Raw genomic sequence first — 17,980 nt, 5'->3', positions numbered from 1 at the left:
GTTCAGGCCGCTGCGCCTCCACCAGCAAGGCCGCGACGCTTAGCGTACGTTTTCGACCATCCTCTCACCGGGCCCCTGGTCGTGGCCGCGCTGCAGAGCGTGATCCGCTCCGGGCAGGGGGTGGCCGAGGCTCCTGGTTTGATGCGCGGGCGTTGCGAGGCGCTGCTGGCCGCCCTGGAAGGCTACGATGACCCTGTGGCCGAGGAGGTGCGCGGCATCCTCGGCTCGGACGACGAGAAGGCCCGGGCCAACATCCTGTCGACCGCAGCCCAGGCGTTCGGCTGGCTGCTCGACGCGCGCATGCGCCGGGTCGTGACCGGCCACAGTTTCGATCTCGACGCGGTGTGCGCGGGCGACACCGACCTGTTCATCGTGTTGCCGGCCGACGACCGCCGTAGAGAGATCGCGCCGTACGTGCGCTGGCTCCTGGCGAGCCTGTTCAGCGCGGTGCGGCGCACGCCGGTGGCCGAGCGGGTGCTGGTGATCATCGACGAGGCGTTTGTACTCGGGCGCTTCGACGCGATCCTGCGCGGGGCGGGGGAATTGCCGGGCTACGGCGTGTCGGTGTGGACCTTCTGGCAGTCGGAGGCGCAGATGGCCGAGACCTACGGCGAGGCCGGGGCCACGATCCTGCGCGATACCGCCGAGGTCCTGATGCTGTTCAACCTCTCCGGGGCGCAAGGGACTGAGCGGGAGCGCTGGTCGACCGCGCTCGGGACGTTCACCGGTGTGCAGGAGACCGAGACGACCGATCCCACGACCGGGAAAGTGAGCCGTAGTGCCACCGCGGTGGCGGAGGCCTTAGTCCCGGCCTCGGACCTAGCCGCGCTGACCCGGGGGCACACGTTGGTGTTCCTCAACAGCCGGGCACACACCACCGACCCCCTCAAGCTCAGAAAGACGCTCGCCCACGAAGACGCACGCTGCACCAAGCTGCTCGACTTCGTGAAGCCGGTGACGGCGACCATTTCAGGGTGACGCAGACGGATGCGCGGCGGTGGGTGATCCCGGTCCGCGCGTCTGGGTCCAGGCGAACGGGTAAGCGAGAAAACGCCCGCTTTCAGAAGCCGGGATCGTCCACTTGCAGGCGTCATGATGAGACAGGGACCTACGACCGAGATGGGTGGTTTCCTGCCTGTCGGCTTCTGGTCGAAAGGTCGTCAAAGCGGACGAAATTCTAAGGCTACTTCAGCGGTAGTTCCTCTGAGATCGATACAAGCCCAGCCCCGATCGCGATCCAAACGAGATGCGCATCGGTGCGCGCCCCGAGCGTGGCGCGGATTACCGAAAGGTTGTTGTGCACCGTCTTGAGGCTCAGACACAGCGCCTCGGCGACGGCCTGCGCGGTCATCCCGCCGGCGGTCAGACCCAGGATTTCAAGCTCCCGCGGACTGAGGTCGTCTAGCGCCGTGCGCCCCCCAGCCACCTCATCCTGGGCGATCGCACGCGCGATGTCGGCGCTCATCGCCCGCTCGCCGCGGAGCACGGCCGCCACCGCTGCCAGCAGCTCACGGGGTGGGCTCGCCTTGCTGACATACCCGCTCGCCCCTGCGGCGAAGGCTTGGCGCGCGATCACCGCCCCGGTGCGCATGCTGAACACGACGATGCGGGCGGACCCATCCCACTGGAGGATGTGCCGTATGGCCTCGATGCCGCTTGGGCCGGGCAGCGATAGGTCGAGGATTACGAGATCGGGCGCGTGAGCCTTGTATTGGGAATAGGCCGCTGCTGCGCTTTCGGCTTCCGCGACCACGACCAAGCCCGGCTGTCGCTCGATCAGGCGGCGATAGCCCTCCCGCACGACTGGATGATCATCGACGAGGAGGATGGACGTGGCCATGGGGCGACCTCAGACGACGGTTGGCACGGAGGCGCAGGCACGGATGCCGGTGCCGGTGCCAGTGAGCGAGAAACTTCCACCGAGGGCGGCGAGCCGGGCCCGGATGCCGACGATCCCACGGCCCGTGTGGGACGCGGCTTGGGACACATCGCCCCCGCCATCGTCGTCCAGCGTCAGCGTCACCGTTCGTGGCCCGGTCTCCGACCGGTCGAGCCGGAGGAAGACCCGGCTCGGCCTGCCGTGGCGCAGGGCGTTCGTCAGAAGCTCCTGCGCGATCCGATAGAGGCTCGCCGCCACGTTGTCCGGCATGTCGGTGAGATCGCCCGTTACATCGAGATGCAGGGCCGGGCCGGACCTGAGTTGCCCTCGCCAGTCCACAACGAGGCTACGCAGCGCCTCCTCCAATCCGGCCTCGGCGAGATCGGGCAGTTCGAGGCGGGCCAGGGCTCCACGCAGGCTCTCCCGCATGGTGGCGATGACGGCTTCGATGCCCTGGGCGTCCTCGCGAAGATCCTCACGCTCCGGGGGCGCAGCCAGTTCGATCGCCGCGGCACGCGCCCCCACGGCGGCGAGGCACTGGCCGAAGGCATCGTGCAGGTCGCGCGCGAGGGCCTGCCGCTCCTCTTCCTGAACCGTGACGAGCCGCTGCATCAGGCCGGCGCGGTCGGCTTCTGTGTGGGCGAGCCGGTCGGCGAGTGCGTTGCAGGCGCGGGCAATACGGTCGAATTCGGTGGCGGCGAAGCGTGGCAGCGGCGGTCGGGTGCCGGCCGTGTCGAGGTTCTCCAACCCTTGCACGATCCGCCCGGCCGGAGCGACGAGGCGCGTCACGGCGAGCCAATTGAGAAGCACCGTCGCCGCCGTCAAACCGAGAGCTAACCCGCCTGCGAGACACGTACGCCGCCAGAGCCGCGCTGCCGAGGCCATCGGATCGGGCCATGCCGTGACACTGCCGATGGTGCGGTCGCGATACACGATCGGCCGGATCGTCGGCGCGGCAGCGGCCTCCCAGACGAGGGCTCCGCGGAACCAAGCTGGGGCGGCATCGAGGCCGTCCCAATCAACGCAGTAGCGGCGAGGCAATTCCACGCCGAGATGAATATCGGCACAGATGCCCGGTAGGAGCGTGACGATGGCCGGTGCGGCCTGCGGCGCGCTGGCGGGCATTGCCGCCGGTCCGGCGCTGCCGAGGCCCGGCTGACGCGCCAGCTGTGCGGCAATCCGATCCGCCGACATGGCAGCCTCCCAGCGGAGGCTCGCATGGGCGTCCCAGGCAGCCCATGCAAGAGCCCCTGCCAAGCAGAGCACGGCGACCACGAGGAGGCGCAGACCGAGATGCGTGGGCAGGCTCATGGATCAGACGGCCGGGCTCGAAGCGAGACTTATTTGGCACCGAGCTCGTCGAGGTGCGCAAGCCATGGCTCAATCAGACGGGAAGAATGCCCGGGCTTTAGCGGGAGGACTTCCCTGGCCTCATCCCGGCACGATCCGGAGGATAGCGCTGTCCCCTCTCCAAGGAGCCGGCCATGTCGCTTCATCTCTCCCGCCGCAACCTGCTGGCCGCGTCCGCCCTGCTCCCGCTCGGGTTACACCTCCCTGCTGCGGCCGCGCAGGCGAGCGGCCCCTACCGGGTCGGTGCGTTCACTGTGACGCCGTTGCGCGACGGTCTCTTTCCGCTGGAGCCAAGCATGATCCCGGCCGCGGAAAGCCGGGCCGGACAGGCACTGTTGAAGGGGGCCGGCCTTCCTGCGAACGGCCCGTCGCCGGAGCCGGTCAACGCGTTCCTGATCCGACGCGGGGAACGTCACTGGCTGCTCGATGCGGGCTGTGGCACCGTCCTTGGGCCGGGCTTCGACCGGGTGACCGCGGCCCTGACGGCGGAGGGCGTGCGGCCGGATCAGGTCGAGACCATCTGGCTGAGCCATCTGCACGCCGACCATGCCGGTGGTCTCCTGACGCCGAACCGCCTCGCGCGGTTCGCGAACGCCGAACTCGTGCTGCAGGAGCGTGAGTTGGCCTACTGGTCAGATGCGGCTGCCAGAGCCTCCGCTCCGGCCGCGTTAAGCCCGATGTTCGAGACTGCGCAGGCGGTGCTGGCAGCCTATCCCGACCGGATCCGGCGTGTCTCCGGCGAAGCGGAACTCGCACCGGGCATCCATGCGCTGCCACTGCCCGGCCATACACCGGGACATATGGGCGTCTTGATCGCGGACGGCTCCGACCGGCTGCTGATCTGGGGCGATATCGTCCACTCGCGGATCCTACAGATGCCGCATCCGGATTGGACGGTGATATGGGACACCGATCCAGCAGAGGCGATCACGACGCGACGGCGCATCCTCGACCGTGCGGCGGTGGAGGGCTTGAGGGTGACCGGGATGCACCTCGCCACTAGCGGAAAAATCGAACGCGCCGAGACGGGGTATGAGCTGCTCTAGGTGCGCCGGAACTCGGAGACCGCGGGCGTCCGCTTTTGAGGTTCCTCCAACGTACGATTGGCGACCGCATCGGGTCGCAAACGGAACGTCTGCTTCCTGATAGAAGACTAAGGTCCGGTGCCCACCATCTGTGACACTGATCACGGGGCTGGCGACCGGCATAGGCGTCGGCGGTGAGCATACGTTTTCGGACATCCTCTGCGATGCCCCAAGCCGGTAGCGCTCAAGTGGAGCTCTGATCGTGGTCCAAGATCTGGGCCGTCAGGTGAATGACACCGGGTTCAGCCACGTAAGCGGACCCCTGGGCCCGCGACCGGTTCCGTTCTACGGTCAGGCTTCGACGTCTTGTCCTCGACCTGCACCATGCCGATCAGGCGCGAGCACCGCTTCTTCTATCCGATCGATTGGCCACAGCTCTCCCGCGTGATCCGGTTCGACCGTGCCGGAGGGCGCTGCGAGTGTTGCGGCAGGCCGCATGGGCAGCGCGTGGCCCACCTCGGCGATGGCTGTTGGTGGGACGGGGAGGCGGCGTCCTGGAGGGACGGAAACGGGCGGCGCGTGCGCCGCGCGCCCGGATCCGTGGACATCCTCGGGCGTGTGCGTCGGACCCGGGTGGTCCTAGCCGCAGCCCACCGCGACCACGACACGGCGAACAACGTCGGGGCCAACCTCGCGGCGTTCTGTCAGCGGTGCCACATGATCCACGATCGCCCCGAGCATCGCCGACGCCGGTGGGCCACGCTGTTCCGGCGCAAGGCGCTCGGCGACCTGTTTCGGGGACCCTATGCCTGAGCGCGGATCGGCCAGGAGACACCCGACCCCTGGGGTGCGTTTGAGGCGATGTGAGAGGGCGGGTCCGCGCCTCCCCGATCCGATCAGCGCGCGGGCGACAGGTCGAGGCCGGCGCGCCAGACCGCGCCGTACAGGTAGCCTTGCTTTTCATTCCACACTCGGACCCAGGCGAGGTCGCCTTCCAGGCGTTCGACCGGGACCCAGGTATTGGCCGGGAGCGTGTAGGTCATCCTGAAGCCATCCGGTCGCGAGAGGATGGCGGTCAGCGGATACACTGAGCGTTCGATCCGGGGCGTCGCCCGGCGGGCGAGCTCGAACCAGCCTCCCGCGATCACCAAGAGGGCGAGCACGGCCGGATGAAGGGCACCGCGCAGCAGCGCGATGCCAAGGCGGCGCCCGCGCGCGAGGATCCGGCCACGCGGCCACCATCGGCGCCGGGGTTTGGCGAAGGCGGCCTGGATCGAGCGGCGCAGTCTGACCCGGTCGGGGCCGATCAGGGCCGCGTCTTCGAGATGGGCCATGCGCTCGCGCGGCGCGAGCCGCAGCAGTTCGGTCAGCCGCACTCGGCTGTTCTGTCCGACCCGACGCGCGGCGGCGCGTTCGGCCTCCTCGGCACCGCGTAAGCGAGCATCCACGATGCGGGCCACGGGTTCAGCCCTCCAACCACGCCGCGGCCGGGGCGGTAGCCGCCATCGCCTTGGCGCGGAAACGGGTGAGATCCTCGACGATGCGGCCGGCCTCGGCGAAACCGAATTGCGTAATGAGGTTATCCTCGGCCCCGGCGAGGTCCTCGCCGATGAACCGCAAGCCGCCCTTCTGCAGGAGCTCGTTGGCGCGCGCGTCGAGGCTGAGCCGCTCCAGCCGGGTCAGGGTGACGCCTTTGCCGAGCGCCTTCAGGGCGGCCGGGTCGACCGGGCCCTCGACCTGGTTCTCGACCGCGAACCGGGCGGCCGCGAACGGTGCTGCGAGGTCGAGCAGCATCGGGGCGTTGGCCAGGGCGCCGGGCTCGCTGGTGACCACGACGAGCAGGGCGAACGTGATGCCACGCCGGCCGTAGCGCCCGCCCGCCTCGCGGATCAGCGGCAGGAGCGAGCCGGCGGTGTTGGCCCCGACATCGACGATCACCGGCCCCTCGGCCGCGGCCATGGCGTTGAGCACGCCGTCGAATTCGGCGCGTGCGGCCTGGCCGCCGGTGCGGTCGATCTCACCGCGTTCGGCGCGAACCGGGAAAAACGCGAGTCGGTCGTCGAGTTCGACCAAGCGGCGGCCGGCCTCGATCTCGATCAGGCGGGCGGTGGGCAGGCATTCGGCGAGCGCGCGCACAAGGACGGTCTTACCGGAGCCACCCTTATCCTGGGCGACGAGGAGGATACGCGGCATCAGGTCAGGCCTTCTTCAGGAGCTTGTGCAGGGCGTCGAGGCCGGCGCGCCGGATCGCCTCTTCGCTGGCGTGCGCGGTACTGTCGGGAGCGGGCGGCGAAGCGGGCGGGACCGGTGCGATCAGCGCTGGGGCGGCAGTGAGGTCGGTGCGCGCGGGCTGAGGAGCAGCGAGATCGGCGCGACCGCGACGTGCGGTGGCCTGCTCGGCCTGTCGACGCAGCTGCGCCTCGACCTGTCCGACGATGGCGGTGAGCCGGGACGCGGTCAGGGGGCGACCGGCACCCTGGGTGACGCCCTGGGCGCTCATCGCCGCGGCGATGGCGGCCCAGGTGATACCGCCCTCGCGCAGTTGTCGGATCATCGGCAGGCCGTCGCGCACGGCGCGGGTCACGCCGGTGGTCTCCCGGCCGATGCCGCCGGCGGGACGCGTGGCCTGGACGCGCTTGGCGTCCCGGGCGAGGCGCTTGGGATCGAGGGTCATGGCCGGGAGGGTTGCCCGACCCGGGGTTAACGGTGGCTTGGCCCAGAGCGCTTGCCAGGGCTGCCAGCCTTTGCCGTTGCGTTTGCCGTTAAAAGACCATGGTCGAGATGGGTCACACCTCACGCACTGAAGTGACCCAGCGTTAACCGCACGGCGGCGTGGGCCTCGCCCGACCGCCTCGACCGTGCCACGGCTGCCGACCCGATCCACGCGCAGCAGGTACGCCGATGACCCAGGAGGTCAAGCTCACCGTGACCCTGGAGGCGGCGCTCACCGCGCGGTTGCGAGCCGCCGCGGCCGAGCGTGGCTGGTCCGCCGAGAGCCTGGCCGCCGCGTGCATCGCCCAGCACCTGGAGGTGGCGATCCGTCACCGGACCCTGGTCGAGCGCCTGGAGCAGGTCGACGGCGCCATCCTCGACATGGCTCAGGCCGTCGGCGAACTCGGTGCGCCGACGGCCGGCATTGATCTGTCCAAGGTCTGCCGCTTGCGCAAGGGCGACGGCGTCGTCGATCCGGTGCCGTGACCGCCTCGCTACACCGACTGGGTGCCGGCTCACCGGTGGCGGCGTACTACACGCAGGACAGCCAGCGCGAGGCCCGGCCGGATCGACGCGACGAGTACTACCTCGCAGACGGCGGCGGGGTGTGGTGGAGCAGCGGCGAGACGGTCGTGCGCCACGGTGCTGCGATCGATGCGGCCTCGTTCCGCGACCTGTGTGCGGGGATCCATCCAGGCACCGGCAAGCCGCTGGTCCGCGGCGCCGGCCCCGGTCACTGGGCCGGGGTCGACTGCACCCTGACACCCGGGAAGTCGATTTCCGTGCTTTGGATGGCCGGCACGCCCGAGCAGCGCGCGGCGATCGAGGCCGCCCACCGCTCTGCCGTCGAGCGAGCGCTCGGTTTCGTCGTCGCGGAGGGGCTCGTCACCGTCCGGACCGGCGCCGGCGGCACGGAGCAGCATCGCCCGCGCGACCTGATCGTCGGCCGGTTCGACCACTATACGACCCGGGAGGGCGATCCGAACCTCCACACGCACTGCGTGCTGATCAACGTCGCCGGTACGCCCGAGAATGCCGGATCCGGGCGGTACAAATCAAGAACACACCTGACCATCGAGCCCGACCGTCTGTACGCGGCCCAGCTCGGGGTGGGAGCCGCGTACAGGGCCGCCCTCGCCGAGGACCTGCGCGAGCGCTTCGGCCTGCAGTATCGCGAGGCCGGGCGCGGGCAGTGGGAGGTCGCCGGGCTGCCGGAGACGCTGCTCGCGGCCTTCTCCAAGCGCGCGGAGCAGATCCTCGCCTATGCAGGGGCGGGGGCCAGCAGCGCCCAGCGCGAGATCGCCGCCCTGGCGACCCGCCGGGGCAAGGACGAGCTGCCGACCGGGGTGGAGCTGGAGGCGCGCTGGCGGGAGGAGCTCGCCGCCTGCGCGATCGATCCGTGGCTGGCCGCGCGTCACCCCGAGCGCGACCCCGCCCTGGCGATGGCCACCGAGCGCGAACGAGATCTCCCGTTCGACCCGCCCGAGATCCCCGGCGATGGCCCGGTGGCGCGTGCCGCCTCGGCCCTGTTCCGGCACGAGAGCGTTCTAGCACGCAAGGACCTGCTCCAGCGGGCCCTGGAGATCGCCGGTGTCGCCGGCCTCGGGGTCGACGCCGTGGCGGCGGAGCTCGCCCGGCTCGAGCGGGACGGCACGCTGATGCCACTGGCCGATGCCGCGATGGTGCCCGGCGCCAGCGCGTGCTGGACCAGCCCGGGCATCGCCGCCTGCGAGGCCGCGATGCTGCGCGCCGCCGATCGCCCCCTGGAGCGGAGCTGGATCACGCCCGAGGCGGTCGAGGACGCGCTGGCGCACGCCCCTCACCTCAGCTCGGAGCAGGGCGAGGCCGTGCGTCACGCCGCTGGTCGGGACGGGGTGTCGCTGCTGCAGGCCGGTGCGGGGACCGGCAAGACCACGACGGCGGCCGCCCTGGTCGCCGCTGCCCGTGCCTCCGGCCTCCGCGTGATCGGCCTCGCGCCGTCGTGGGTGGCTGCCGACGAGCTCGGGCATTCGACCGGGATCCCGGCGCAGGCGATCGCGCGCTGGCGCCACGACCTGACACGGGCGGCAGGCCCGGATACCACCCACAGGCTCGACAGCCCGGCTACGCTCGATGCTGATACCGTGGTGCTGGTCGATGAAGCCGGGATGGTCGCGACGCGTGACCTGGAAGCCGTGCTGAGCGCAGCCCAGTCGGCCGGGGCGAAGGTGGTGCTGATCGGCGACCGGCGGCAGCTCGCCTCGGTCGGCGGCGCGAGCGCGCTCCGGGCGGTCGCCGACGTGGTCGGGCGCTCCGCCGTGCTCGAACACGTCCGCCGGCAGGCCGTGGAGTGGCAGCGCGCCGCCTCGGTGCTGATGGCACGCGGCGAGGTCGAGGCGGGCTTGCGCGCCTACGCGACTCGGGACCGGATCGAACTGGTCGCCGGCGCCGAGGCCGCGCAGGCGCGCGTGCTCGCGGTCTGGAACGAGCAGCGCGCGGCGCATGGCGAGGATGTTCTGATCGTAACCCGGCGCAACGCCGACGCCGCGGCGTTGAACGTCCGGGCGCGGGCCGTGCTGCGGGCGGAGGGGCGCCTCGGCCCCGACCTGGTCACCCTGCCGGCGCGCGACCGCGACGACAGGCCGGCGCCGCTCGCGCTCGCAGTCGGCGACGCCTTACGCTTCGGCGAGAGCCTGCCGCATCTCGGGCTGCGCAACGGCAACCGCGCCAGGGTCGCGGCGATCACGGCCGAGCCGGATGAAGCGGTACGCCTGCGCCTGACGCTGGAGGATGGTCGCGCGTTGGAGGTGGCGTGGTCAGATCTGGCGCAACAGCCGCGGTTCGGCCGGGCGCGGTCTCAACCCAGGATCGTGCACGCCTATGCCGGCACCGCTTACGCGGCGCAGGGCCGGACCTCCTCCGCAGCGGTGATGTATGTCGGGGCGGCGACCGACGCGCGGGAGCTCTACGTCGGCCTGACCCGACACCGGCACGAGGCCAGGGTGGTGGTCGAGCGCGACCGGCTCGACGCCCTGTGCCGACAGCGTCAGGAGGATGCGCGCATGCCGGCGACCGACGCGATGGTGCTGGAGCGCCTGTTCCGCGAGGCGCGGACCTACAGCGAGAAGATCAACGTGGTCGACTACGCCGCCGACCGGGTCGCGTTCGTGCGCGAGGGATCACTGGGAACGCGCGAGCCCATCGGCCGAGGGTTGGACGTGCCGCGCGTGATGCGCGCAGCGCGTCTGTTGCGGGAGGCCACGGTGTGGCTCGGCGTCGAGCAGCTCATCGTGCCGACGTGGCGGCTGGTGGATGCCTACGGGCGTCGTTTGACACAGGCACCGGCACGGGTGTCCCGTGCTCTGGTAGGGGAGCTTGCCCGTCGCCTCGGCCGCCCCGATCCGCTGTCTCAGCGTGAGCGGGGTCGGCACATCGAGCGATGAGGAGGCCGGATGCAAAGTACCAAAAACGATCTCGTTGCTAGCAGCGCTAGCAACGCTTACAATCAGAGCATGGCGGTTTCTCATGCACCCAACGCGACGATCACGATCCGTAACCTCGACGGCGGGGTGAAAGAGCGGCTTCGCATGCGGGCCGCCAGGAACGGTCGATCGATGGAAGCCGAGGTGCGTTCGATCCTCTCGGATACGCTGGACACCGAGGCGGCCGAGTCGGTGAACCTGGCAGAAGCGATCCGTCGGCGGGTCGCACCCCTCGGCGGCATCGAGCTTGACGACCATCCGGCCATCTCGATCGGAGAGCCGCTAAGCTTCGAGCTGTGATCGTCCTCGACACCAACGTGATTTCGGAGCTGATGCGGCCGGAGCCCGACCCGACCGTAATCGCATGGGTTGCCGCGCAACCCCGCGCATCGCTCTACACAACGAGCATCAACCGGGCAGAAATCCTCTACGGCGTCGCGACTCTTCCGGCCGGACGCCGCCGTGAGGGCTTGGAGTCGGTAGTCCAGGCGATCTTCTCAGAGGAGTTTGCCGGACACATCCTTCCGTTCGACAGCCGCGCCGCCGAGTACTATGCGCGGATCGCGACGGCACGGCGCATGGCCGGCGTTCGGATCGAGGGTTTCGATGCACTGATCGCCGCCGTCACGGCGGCGGCCGGCTTCCGCATCGCCACGCGAGACGTGGGGGGCTTCGAGGGCTGCGGCCTTGAGGTCATCAACCCCTGGGACGCCGTCGCAGCCTAGCCCGTCTTATTCACGAGGGCAGTGGATCTGTGGTGGCGAGCGTAGCGTAAAGCATTGATGTGGCTTAGGGATTGGGTGCTGACGCCAAGTCCTCAGACCAGATCGAGCCCGCCACGCCCGCCATGTCCGATCCTACGTGTCTGCCGTTCGCGTTTCCATCGGTTCGAGGCAAGAAGCTCACAGCTGCTTTCGACGGCGGACGCCTGACCTCGGACGGGGGCGTCCTGTTGCTCGCTCAGGCTGCCCGGCGGATGCAGATCGGTGAGAAGCTCGCCGCGGTGATCCCCGACCGGCGTGACCCGAGCCGGATCGTGCATCCTCTGCCCGAGATCCTGCTGGCGCGCATCCTGGCCATCGCCTGCGGGTACGAGGATGCCGACGACCTCGATCACCTGCGCGTCGATCCCGCCTTCAAGCTCGCCTGTGGTCGCCTACCCGACAGCGGACGCGACTTGATGAGCCAGCCCACCGTCTCGCGGCTGGAGAACACGCCGGGCCTGCGTGACCTGATCCGGCTCGGACGGGTGCTGGTCGACCTCTACTGCGCCAGCTACGCCGCGCCACCGGCGGCTGTCACGCTGGATATCGACGACACCTGCGACGTGGTCCATGGCCAGCAGCAACTGTCGCTGTTCAACGCCCACCACGACGAACGCTGCTTTCTCCCCATCCACGTCTACGACACCGCCACCTCGCGCCCGGTGGCGATGATCCTGCGGCCGGGCAAGACGCCTTCGGGTCGCGAAGTCCGGGGCCATCTGCGTCGTCTGGTCCGGGCGATCCGCCGACACTGGCCGACGACCGCGATCACGATCCGTGGCGACGGCCATTACGGGCGGCCCGAAGCGATGGACTGGTGCGAGGACAACGACGTCGCTTACGTCTTCGGCCTGACCGGCACCAAGTCGCTCACCGCCAAGGTCGAGCCGACCGCCGATCACATCCGGGTCGAGCGGGCCCTCAGCAACACAGATGCCGTGCGCGGCTTTGCTGAGACCACGCACGCAGCCAAATCCTGGCGGCAGCACCGCCGCGTCGCCGCCCGCATCGAGGCGACCCGCCTTGGCCTCGACATCCGCTACGTGGTCACGAACATCGCCACCGGTACGCCCGAATGGCTCTACGCCGAGCTGTACTGCGCCCGCGGACAGGCCGAGAACCTGATCAAGCTCCATAAGGGCCAGCTCGCTTCCGACCGCACCTCCTGCCGGCATCCGGCCGCCAACCAGATGCGGCTCGTGCTGCACACCGCCGCCTATTGGCTGATGCTGACCGTGCGCGACGCCATCCCGGCTCCCCATCGCCTGGCCAAGGCCGAGTTCGCGACGATCCGCCTGCGCCTGCTCAAGCTTGGGGCTCGCATCCACGAGACCACTGCCCGTGTTCGTCTCGCCTTCGCCGCCGCCTGTCCCGAGGCCGACTTGCTGCGCCATATCGCGGGCGCACTCGCCCCAGCGCCAGCCTGAACCACGGGGCGTGATGCCCCATCGACACCGCTCCCGTCCCTCCAGCGCCGACAGCACAACCAGATCCATACGCGTCAGGACAGACGCACGATCCCGCTCGCCTTCAGCTCAAAACACGTCGCCAGCCAAACCCTGGTGAATAAAGCGGGTTAGATAAGACGGCGATGGTTCCTGCACGATGGAAGAACGACCGATAGGCATCTGTTGCAGCAGGAAGACGTTCAGTTTCTACCAACGGAGGCTGTGAAGTGCTTTGACGCCTCCCTGCGAGTAGAAAAGCGCGTTCGAGGTGGCCGCCGAGTTGAATGATCATGTAAGTCTCGTCATTGAATTGTTGACCTTCACTTTTGTCGATGAAGGTATGAGGTTTCGGTGTTATACTTGTTCGATAGCAAGGTTTATTAATTATGTCGTTCGTGATCAGATTGAATATTGCGCTAGCGCCTCCATGAATAGATGGAGCTTGGTTTCGATTGCGGCAGCCGTTAAGGCGTCAAAGTCGAGCGGAGTCTCGATGTTGAGACAATGAACAAGGCGGTCATCGCCATCCCGAGACGCGTCGTAGATTTCAACACGACACTGCACGTATTGCTCTAATCGATCATGATAGAAGCTTAGGGTAGGAATTTCATAAAGATTGATCCCATTCGGTAGTGCGGTATCGGAGAGGATCAATCGTATACCGGCACCGACGACAGCAAGGGCTTCGTCGGTGTGATCGTTATCAGTGACGACGTGATGAGCGTAGTTGCCGAGTGAACCGGCGCGGCTAAATGCGTGCATGGTCGGCTCAATCACTTGATCTCTGAGTTCGGCGAAGCGGGTAACATTCTCAAAAGGCTTAGCTTTAGCCAACTCGGGATATTGCAACAAAGCGATCTGCAGTCTTTTATGACGCTGCTCCATATTGTGAAGCCGAATACGGTTCGCTGCTGTGTTGTCATCAAGTGAAGATTTGCTCATGTTGCGCACCGTTATCCATTACAATTCTTGAGCTGATTTTTTTACAGTTTCTAGAGTCATGTGGGCGCTTTTTGGCGCATGTCCACCCCTTGTGTTTATATTAATCGGAAAGCGATCAGTCACAGCGTAGCGAGGCCCAGAACACCCCTCAATGGGCAGCAAAAATTTCTTATCCTTAAGCATGAGGTAACGTGCTACATCCTATAATTATGTCTGTTATGTTTTACGGGCAGTATGTAGGGAATCGATTTCATAATATCATAGTAATATTTTTTAAATTCAGGGATTATCATTGACGGTTTGTCCTTATGGGATTTACAAAGGAATATTTACACTTAATTTGATTTCATTATTACATTTATTAAGTATACAAGCTCAAGATATAAACGATAAATAACTGTCATATGAATGCATCCATTGGCATTGTATAGATTTTATGAAATTGCAGTCAAAACTAGTCATAAAAGCTGGGACTTTAAGAGCTTGATTGTCAACCACACCCAGGCCGGGAGGTCCATGCTTTAACAGGGGCAACCAGTCGATCTGGCTCTTGGTGACGTCGGTGAACCAGGTTGAAGTCATTCGATTGTCATCTCCCCCCCGTATCGGAAAACGCGATCGAATATTCTCTTTGATCTAGGAATCGATTGGCGACTGATGCTGTCCATCTACGACCTTCAAGTTACCTATCCGGGGCGGTTAACCGCCCTGAATCCGACGTCGTTAACGTTCGACCAGGGCGAGTTCTCTGTGCTTCTCGGTCCGTCGGGTGCGGGCAAGTCCACGCTGTTGCGGTGCCTGAACGGTCTGGTCCGGCCAACGAACGGGCAGGTCGTGTCGACGGCTCATGGCGACATCCACTCCGGAAGCGTAACTTTGCGCCGGCATCGGGCTGCAACAGGCATGGTGTTCCAGCATCACCATCTTATTGGCCGCTTGACTGCTCTGGCCAACGTCCTCGTTGGCCGGCTCGGTCATCACTCGGCCCTTCGCTCATTGCTTCCGCTTCCCCTTGCAGATCGGCGCATCGCCCTGGAGGCACTCGAACGGGTCGGTTTGCTCGACCGGGCCTTAACCCGAGTTGACCAGCTTTCGGGCGGGCAGCAGCAACGTGTCGGCATCGCGCGGGCTGTGGCTCAGCAACCTCGGCTGATCCTTGCCGACGAGCCGGTAGCAAGCCTCGACCCGGCCACCGCGGCACGCGTCCTCGATCTCCTGCGAACGATCTGCAAGGCCGATGGCATCACGGCCGTAGTAAGCCTGCACCAAGTCGACTTGGCGCGCGGCTTCGCAGATCGCGTCATCGGTCTCCAGGCTGGGGCCGTCGTGTTCGATGGAACACCCGATCAGCTCTGCGAGGCGAGCCTTGAGCGGATCTACGGATCACGGACCGACGCCCCAAGGGCCGTCGAAGACGAACGAGTGCGGCCCCGCCGTGAGCCGTCCTACGCCGCCCAGCCCGCCTAAAGGAAACCAACCCATGATTTCAAGACGTACCCTCGGTGCCGGCTTTGTGCTGGGCGCTCTGCTGCGAACCGGACCGTCGCTCTCGCAGGGCGCCGATCCCGACACTCTCAAAGTCGCGCTGCTGCCCGATGAGAGCGCCTCAACCATCATTCAGAACAATCAGGGTCTGAAGTCTTACCTGGAAGAAAGGCTTGGTAAGCGGATCGAGCTTGTCGTCACCACAGACTACTCGTCCATGATCGAGGCAATGCGGTTCAAGCGCATCGACCTTGGGTACTTTGGCCCATTGTCCTACGTGCTGGCCAAAAGCCGTTCGCCAGGGATCGAGCCGTTCGCTGCCCTGGTCTCAGGGGGGAAGCCGACCTACACGAGCTACCTTATCGCGAACGTCAATGCCGGCATTGCAAAGGCCGAGGACGTACGAGGGAAGACGGTCGGTTTCGGCGATCCGGCCTCGACGTCAAGTCACCTGATCCCGCGGGGCCTGCTCAAGAACCTTGGCCTCGAAGCCGGGGAGGATTTCAAGTTCCAGCACCTTGGCACACACGATGCTGTGGCTCGCGCAGTGGAGGCCGGCAATGTCCAGGCTGGGGGGATCAGTCGGACCATCTTCGAGACGCTCGTCGAAAGGAAGCTCATCGATTCCTCTAAGGTGAAGGTCGTCGCCGAGAGCCGGCCGATCCCGAATTATCCGTGGACCCTGCGCGGCGACCTCACGCCGGCGTTGAAGGACAAGATCAAGTCTGCTTTCCTTGAGATGAAGGATCCGGCGATCCTGAAGCCCTTCAAGGCCGAGGCCTTCGGCCCGATCACGGATGCGGACTACGACGTCCTGCGCGAGACCGCCAAGCTCCTCAACATCGACCTTACCAAGGTCAAGGGCTAGCGGCATGCCCCAATCACGCCTTCCTACGTCGTTCCCGGCCCCTTCTGCGGTCTACGACGTCCTGCTCGATCAGGCCCGATCAACGGCGCTACGGCGGCAGATCCTCGTCCTACCGATCGCTCTCGGGATCCTTGCATGCCTCTGGAAGGTCGGGCTGCTGGATCCCGTGCGTCTGGCGGAGGGTGTGCCCGCCCTTGCGCAGCTCGTCGACGAGATGACGCCACCTGATTTCACACGCTGGCGGTCGTGGCTGTCCCCCATCGTTGATACCTTCGCCATGAGCGTCGCTGGGACGGCTCTCGCCGTTACGCTTTCACTACCGCTTGGGCTGCTCGCGGCTCCGAACACCAGTCCTCATCCTCTGGTGTTTCGTGCGACGCGCATCGCGCTTAATGCGCTCCGGTCCGTCCCGGAGCTCATCATGGGCATCTTCTTCGTGGCCGCCGTCGGGTTCGGGGCCCTACCGGGCGTGCTTGCTCTCGGCCTGCATTCCGTTGGCATGGTCGGCAAGTTCTTCGCCGAGGCCATCGAGCACGCCGATCCGAAGCCCATCGAGGCCGCGAGAGCGGCAGGTGCCTCACCTTTCCAGGTCGTGACGCATGCTGTGCTGCCACAGGTCCTGCCGCAGCTGACGGACACCACCTTGTATCGATGGGAATACAATTTCCGAGCATCGACTGTGCTCGGCGTCGTTGGGGCGGGCGGCATCGGTTTTGAACTCATCGCCTCGCTAAGGCTCCTTCAGTACGATCAGGTCGCAGCGATCATGCTGTGCATCCTGGGCGCCGTTACCCTCGTCGATGCGTTGGGCGGACTGCTGCGCCGCCGGCTTAAGTGAGAGATTGCATGCGCGCCAAGGTCGTCGTCACGAACCCTGTCTTCCCCGAGACAGAGGCCCTCCTGGAACCGCTCTGCAGCCTCGACGTCAATCCAGGCCCGGACCCCTGGCCGCCTGAGGAAGTGAAGCGCCGTTGCGCTGATGCCGACGGGGTCTTTACCTTCATGACGGATCGCGTGGACGCCGATTTCCTCGCGGCCTGCCCACGGCTCAAGGTTGTGTCGTGTGCCCTTAAGGGGTGGGACAACTTCGACGTCACCGCTTGCACCGACGCCGGGGTCTGGTTGACCGCAGTCCCGGACCTGCTCACTGAGCCGACCGCGGAACTGGCGGTTGGTCTGGCCATCGGTCTTTGCCGAAATGTTTTGATCGGAGACCGGGCTGTGCGCGCCGGATTCGAGGGCTGGCGCGCCAGCCTCTACGGCGCGGGGTTATCAGGCAGCGTCATCGGCATTGCCGGCATGGGAAAGGTCGGCCAAGCCATTGCGCGTCGGCTCGGAGGCTTCGGTGCCAGGGAGATCGTGTACTTCGATGCCGCGACGCTCCCCGTGGACGCAGAACGCGCGCTCGGTCTGAGGAGGGTCGCTTGGGAGACACTCGTTGCACAATCAGACCTGCTTATCCTGGCACTTCCCCTGACACCTGCTACTCGTCACCTGCTGAACGCTGAGACTCTCGCCAAGGCTCAGCCTTGGTTACGGATCGTCAATGCCGGTCGCGGTTCGGTGGCAGACGAGGCTGCGGTTGCCGACGCTCTTTCCGGTGGACGCATCGGCGGCTATGCCGCGGACGTATTCGAAATGGAGGATTGGGCCCTCGACGATCGCCCGCGAAGCATCGAGCCGAGGCTTCTATCCGATCATGACAGGACTCTATTTACGCCTCATCTCGGTTCCGGTGTCGTTGCGGTGCGTCGCGAAATCGAGGCAGCGGCGGCTCGCAACTTGTTGGCTGTCCTTCAGGGCAAAGAGCCGCCGGACGCGATAAATTGGCCATCGCAGCCGCGCACGCAGCGCAAGGGGCACGCTCCGTCATTGTGAAAGCATACTTGTGCTGAACCTTCACCACGTCGAGACATGGCTTTCCGTGCTCGCGACAGGCAGTTTTCAAGAAGCTAGTCGTCGCCTCGGATTGGCCCAGTCCACGGTTTCGCAGCACGTGCAAAAACTCGAGGCGTCGTTGCGGGCACCCCTCGTGGAGCGCCATGG

At 66.4% G+C, this 17,980-nt stretch carries 19 protein-coding genes and 1 pseudogene; 13 read left to right on the top strand and 7 right to left on the bottom strand.

The annotated features are described in order from the left end of the window. The coding region (locus tag LGR69_RS29955) for a type IV secretory system conjugative DNA transfer family protein (RefSeq protein WP_230368347.1) at positions 1–978 on the top strand (978 nt) is incomplete at its 5' end. 205 nt (positions 979–1,183) lie between these two features. Here LGR69_RS29955 and LGR69_RS29950 read toward each other — a convergent pair. Together LGR69_RS29950 and LGR69_RS29945 are read right to left on the bottom strand one after the other, a co-directional pair. Then, the gene (locus LGR69_RS29950) at positions 1,184–1,840 is read right to left on the bottom strand and encodes a response regulator (protein WP_091995185.1); all 657 of its coding nucleotides are present in this window, start codon (positions 1,838–1,840) and stop codon (positions 1,184–1,186) included. Between the two features lie 9 nt (positions 1,841–1,849). Further along, positions 1,850–3,190, bottom strand: a complete 1,341-nt coding sequence (locus LGR69_RS29945; RefSeq protein WP_091995188.1) for a sensor histidine kinase — start codon at positions 3,188–3,190, stop codon at positions 1,850–1,852. Between the two features lie 173 nt (positions 3,191–3,363). Between LGR69_RS29945 and LGR69_RS29940 the strand changes: the two genes are divergently transcribed. Both LGR69_RS29940 and LGR69_RS29935 read left to right on the top strand, forming a co-directional pair. Continuing rightward, the gene (locus tag LGR69_RS29940) at positions 3,364–4,275 is read left to right on the top strand and encodes an MBL fold metallo-hydrolase (protein WP_091995191.1); all 912 of its coding nucleotides are present in this window, start codon (positions 3,364–3,366) and stop codon (positions 4,273–4,275) included. A gap of 363 nt (positions 4,276–4,638) precedes the next feature. Next, positions 4,639–5,067, top strand: a complete 429-nt coding sequence (locus tag LGR69_RS29935) for a hypothetical protein (RefSeq protein ID WP_091994684.1) — start codon at positions 4,639–4,641, stop codon at positions 5,065–5,067. Positions 5,068–5,150: 83 nt separating this feature from the next. Here LGR69_RS29935 and LGR69_RS29930 read toward each other — a convergent pair whose 3' ends face one another. The 3 genes from LGR69_RS29930 to LGR69_RS29920 are packed head-to-tail and all read right to left on the bottom strand — an operon-like array spanning position 5,151 to position 6,928. Then, positions 5,151–5,714 (bottom strand): hypothetical protein, encoded by a 564-nt coding sequence (locus tag LGR69_RS29930; protein ID WP_091994687.1) that lies wholly within the window; start codon positions 5,712–5,714, stop codon positions 5,151–5,153. 4 nt (positions 5,715–5,718) lie between these two features. Beyond that, positions 5,719–6,447 carry a hypothetical protein gene (locus LGR69_RS29925; protein ID WP_091994689.1) on the bottom strand — a complete coding sequence of 243 codons (729 nt, stop codon included), beginning with the start codon at positions 6,445–6,447 and terminating at the stop codon, positions 5,719–5,721. A 4-nt stretch (positions 6,448–6,451) separates the two neighbouring features. Then, positions 6,452–6,928, bottom strand: coding sequence for a hypothetical protein (locus tag LGR69_RS29920; protein WP_091994692.1), 477 nt, complete (start codon positions 6,926–6,928; stop codon positions 6,452–6,454). A gap of 227 nt (positions 6,929–7,155) precedes the next feature. Between LGR69_RS29920 and LGR69_RS29915 the strand changes: the two genes are divergently transcribed. From LGR69_RS29915 to LGR69_RS29895, 5 genes are all read left to right on the top strand, one after another. After that, positions 7,156–7,452: a hypothetical protein gene (locus LGR69_RS29915; RefSeq protein WP_091994694.1), complete on the top strand. Its 297-nt coding sequence runs from the start codon at positions 7,156–7,158 to the stop codon at positions 7,450–7,452. Continuing rightward, on the top strand, positions 7,449–10,388 hold the full coding sequence (mobF, locus tag LGR69_RS29910) for a MobF family relaxase (RefSeq protein ID WP_091994697.1): 2,940 nt from the start codon (positions 7,449–7,451) through the stop codon (positions 10,386–10,388). Before LGR69_RS29915 ends, mobF begins: the two co-directional genes overlap by 4 nt. Before the next feature lie 9 nt (positions 10,389–10,397). Further along, positions 10,398–10,727: a FitA-like ribbon-helix-helix domain-containing protein gene (locus LGR69_RS29905; RefSeq protein WP_307356114.1), complete on the top strand. Its 330-nt coding sequence runs from the start codon at positions 10,398–10,400 to the stop codon at positions 10,725–10,727. After that, positions 10,724–11,152, top strand: a complete 429-nt coding sequence (locus tag LGR69_RS29900) for a type II toxin-antitoxin system VapC family toxin (protein WP_091994704.1) — start codon at positions 10,724–10,726, stop codon at positions 11,150–11,152. Before LGR69_RS29905 ends, LGR69_RS29900 begins: the two co-directional genes overlap by 4 nt. 122 nt (positions 11,153–11,274) lie before the next feature. Further along, positions 11,275–12,618: an IS1380-like element ISMex4 family transposase gene (locus LGR69_RS29895; protein WP_043765794.1), complete on the top strand. Its 1,344-nt coding sequence runs from the start codon at positions 11,275–11,277 to the stop codon at positions 12,616–12,618. A gap of 103 nt (positions 12,619–12,721) precedes the next feature. On the opposite strand, the gene LGR69_RS29890 is transcribed toward LGR69_RS29895, so the two are convergent. Continuing rightward, positions 12,722–12,931 (bottom strand): hypothetical protein, encoded by a 210-nt coding sequence (locus tag LGR69_RS29890; protein WP_139239622.1) that lies wholly within the window; start codon positions 12,929–12,931, stop codon positions 12,722–12,724. A gap of 107 nt (positions 12,932–13,038) precedes the next feature. Beyond that, a complete protein-coding gene (locus LGR69_RS29885; protein WP_139239624.1) occupies positions 13,039–13,590 on the bottom strand; it encodes a hypothetical protein in 552 nt (183 codons plus the stop codon). A gap of 648 nt (positions 13,591–14,238) precedes the next feature. Between LGR69_RS29885 and phnC the strand changes: the two genes are divergently transcribed. From phnC to LGR69_RS29860, 5 genes and pseudogenes are all read left to right on the top strand, one after another. Next, positions 14,239–15,048: a phosphonate ABC transporter ATP-binding protein gene (gene phnC, locus LGR69_RS29880; protein WP_048464251.1), complete on the top strand. Its 810-nt coding sequence runs from the start codon at positions 14,239–14,241 to the stop codon at positions 15,046–15,048. Between the two features lie 13 nt (positions 15,049–15,061). Continuing rightward, on the top strand, positions 15,062–15,934 hold the full coding sequence (phnD, locus tag LGR69_RS29875) for a phosphate/phosphite/phosphonate ABC transporter substrate-binding protein (protein ID WP_091995058.1): 873 nt from the start codon (positions 15,062–15,064) through the stop codon (positions 15,932–15,934). Between the two features lie 4 nt (positions 15,935–15,938). Beyond that, complete coding sequence (gene phnE, locus LGR69_RS29870) at positions 15,939–16,772, top strand: phosphonate ABC transporter, permease protein PhnE (protein ID WP_048464249.1); 834 nt, start codon at positions 15,939–15,941, stop codon at positions 16,770–16,772. Between the two features lie 8 nt (positions 16,773–16,780). Next, on the top strand, positions 16,781–17,812 hold the full coding sequence (locus LGR69_RS29865) for a phosphonate dehydrogenase (protein ID WP_048464248.1): 1,032 nt from the start codon (positions 16,781–16,783) through the stop codon (positions 17,810–17,812). A gap of 10 nt (positions 17,813–17,822) precedes the next feature. Continuing rightward, a pseudogene (locus LGR69_RS29860) lies at positions 17,823–17,951 on the top strand (LysR family transcriptional regulator); the annotation flags it as partial. Positions 17,952–17,980: the final 29 nt, after the last annotated feature.

The organism is Methylobacterium brachiatum, assembly GCF_020523825.1.
GTDB classification, from domain to species: Bacteria; Pseudomonadota; Alphaproteobacteria; order Rhizobiales; family Beijerinckiaceae; genus Methylobacterium; species Methylobacterium brachiatum.
This window is presented reverse-complemented; position numbering and strand designations above follow the sequence as displayed.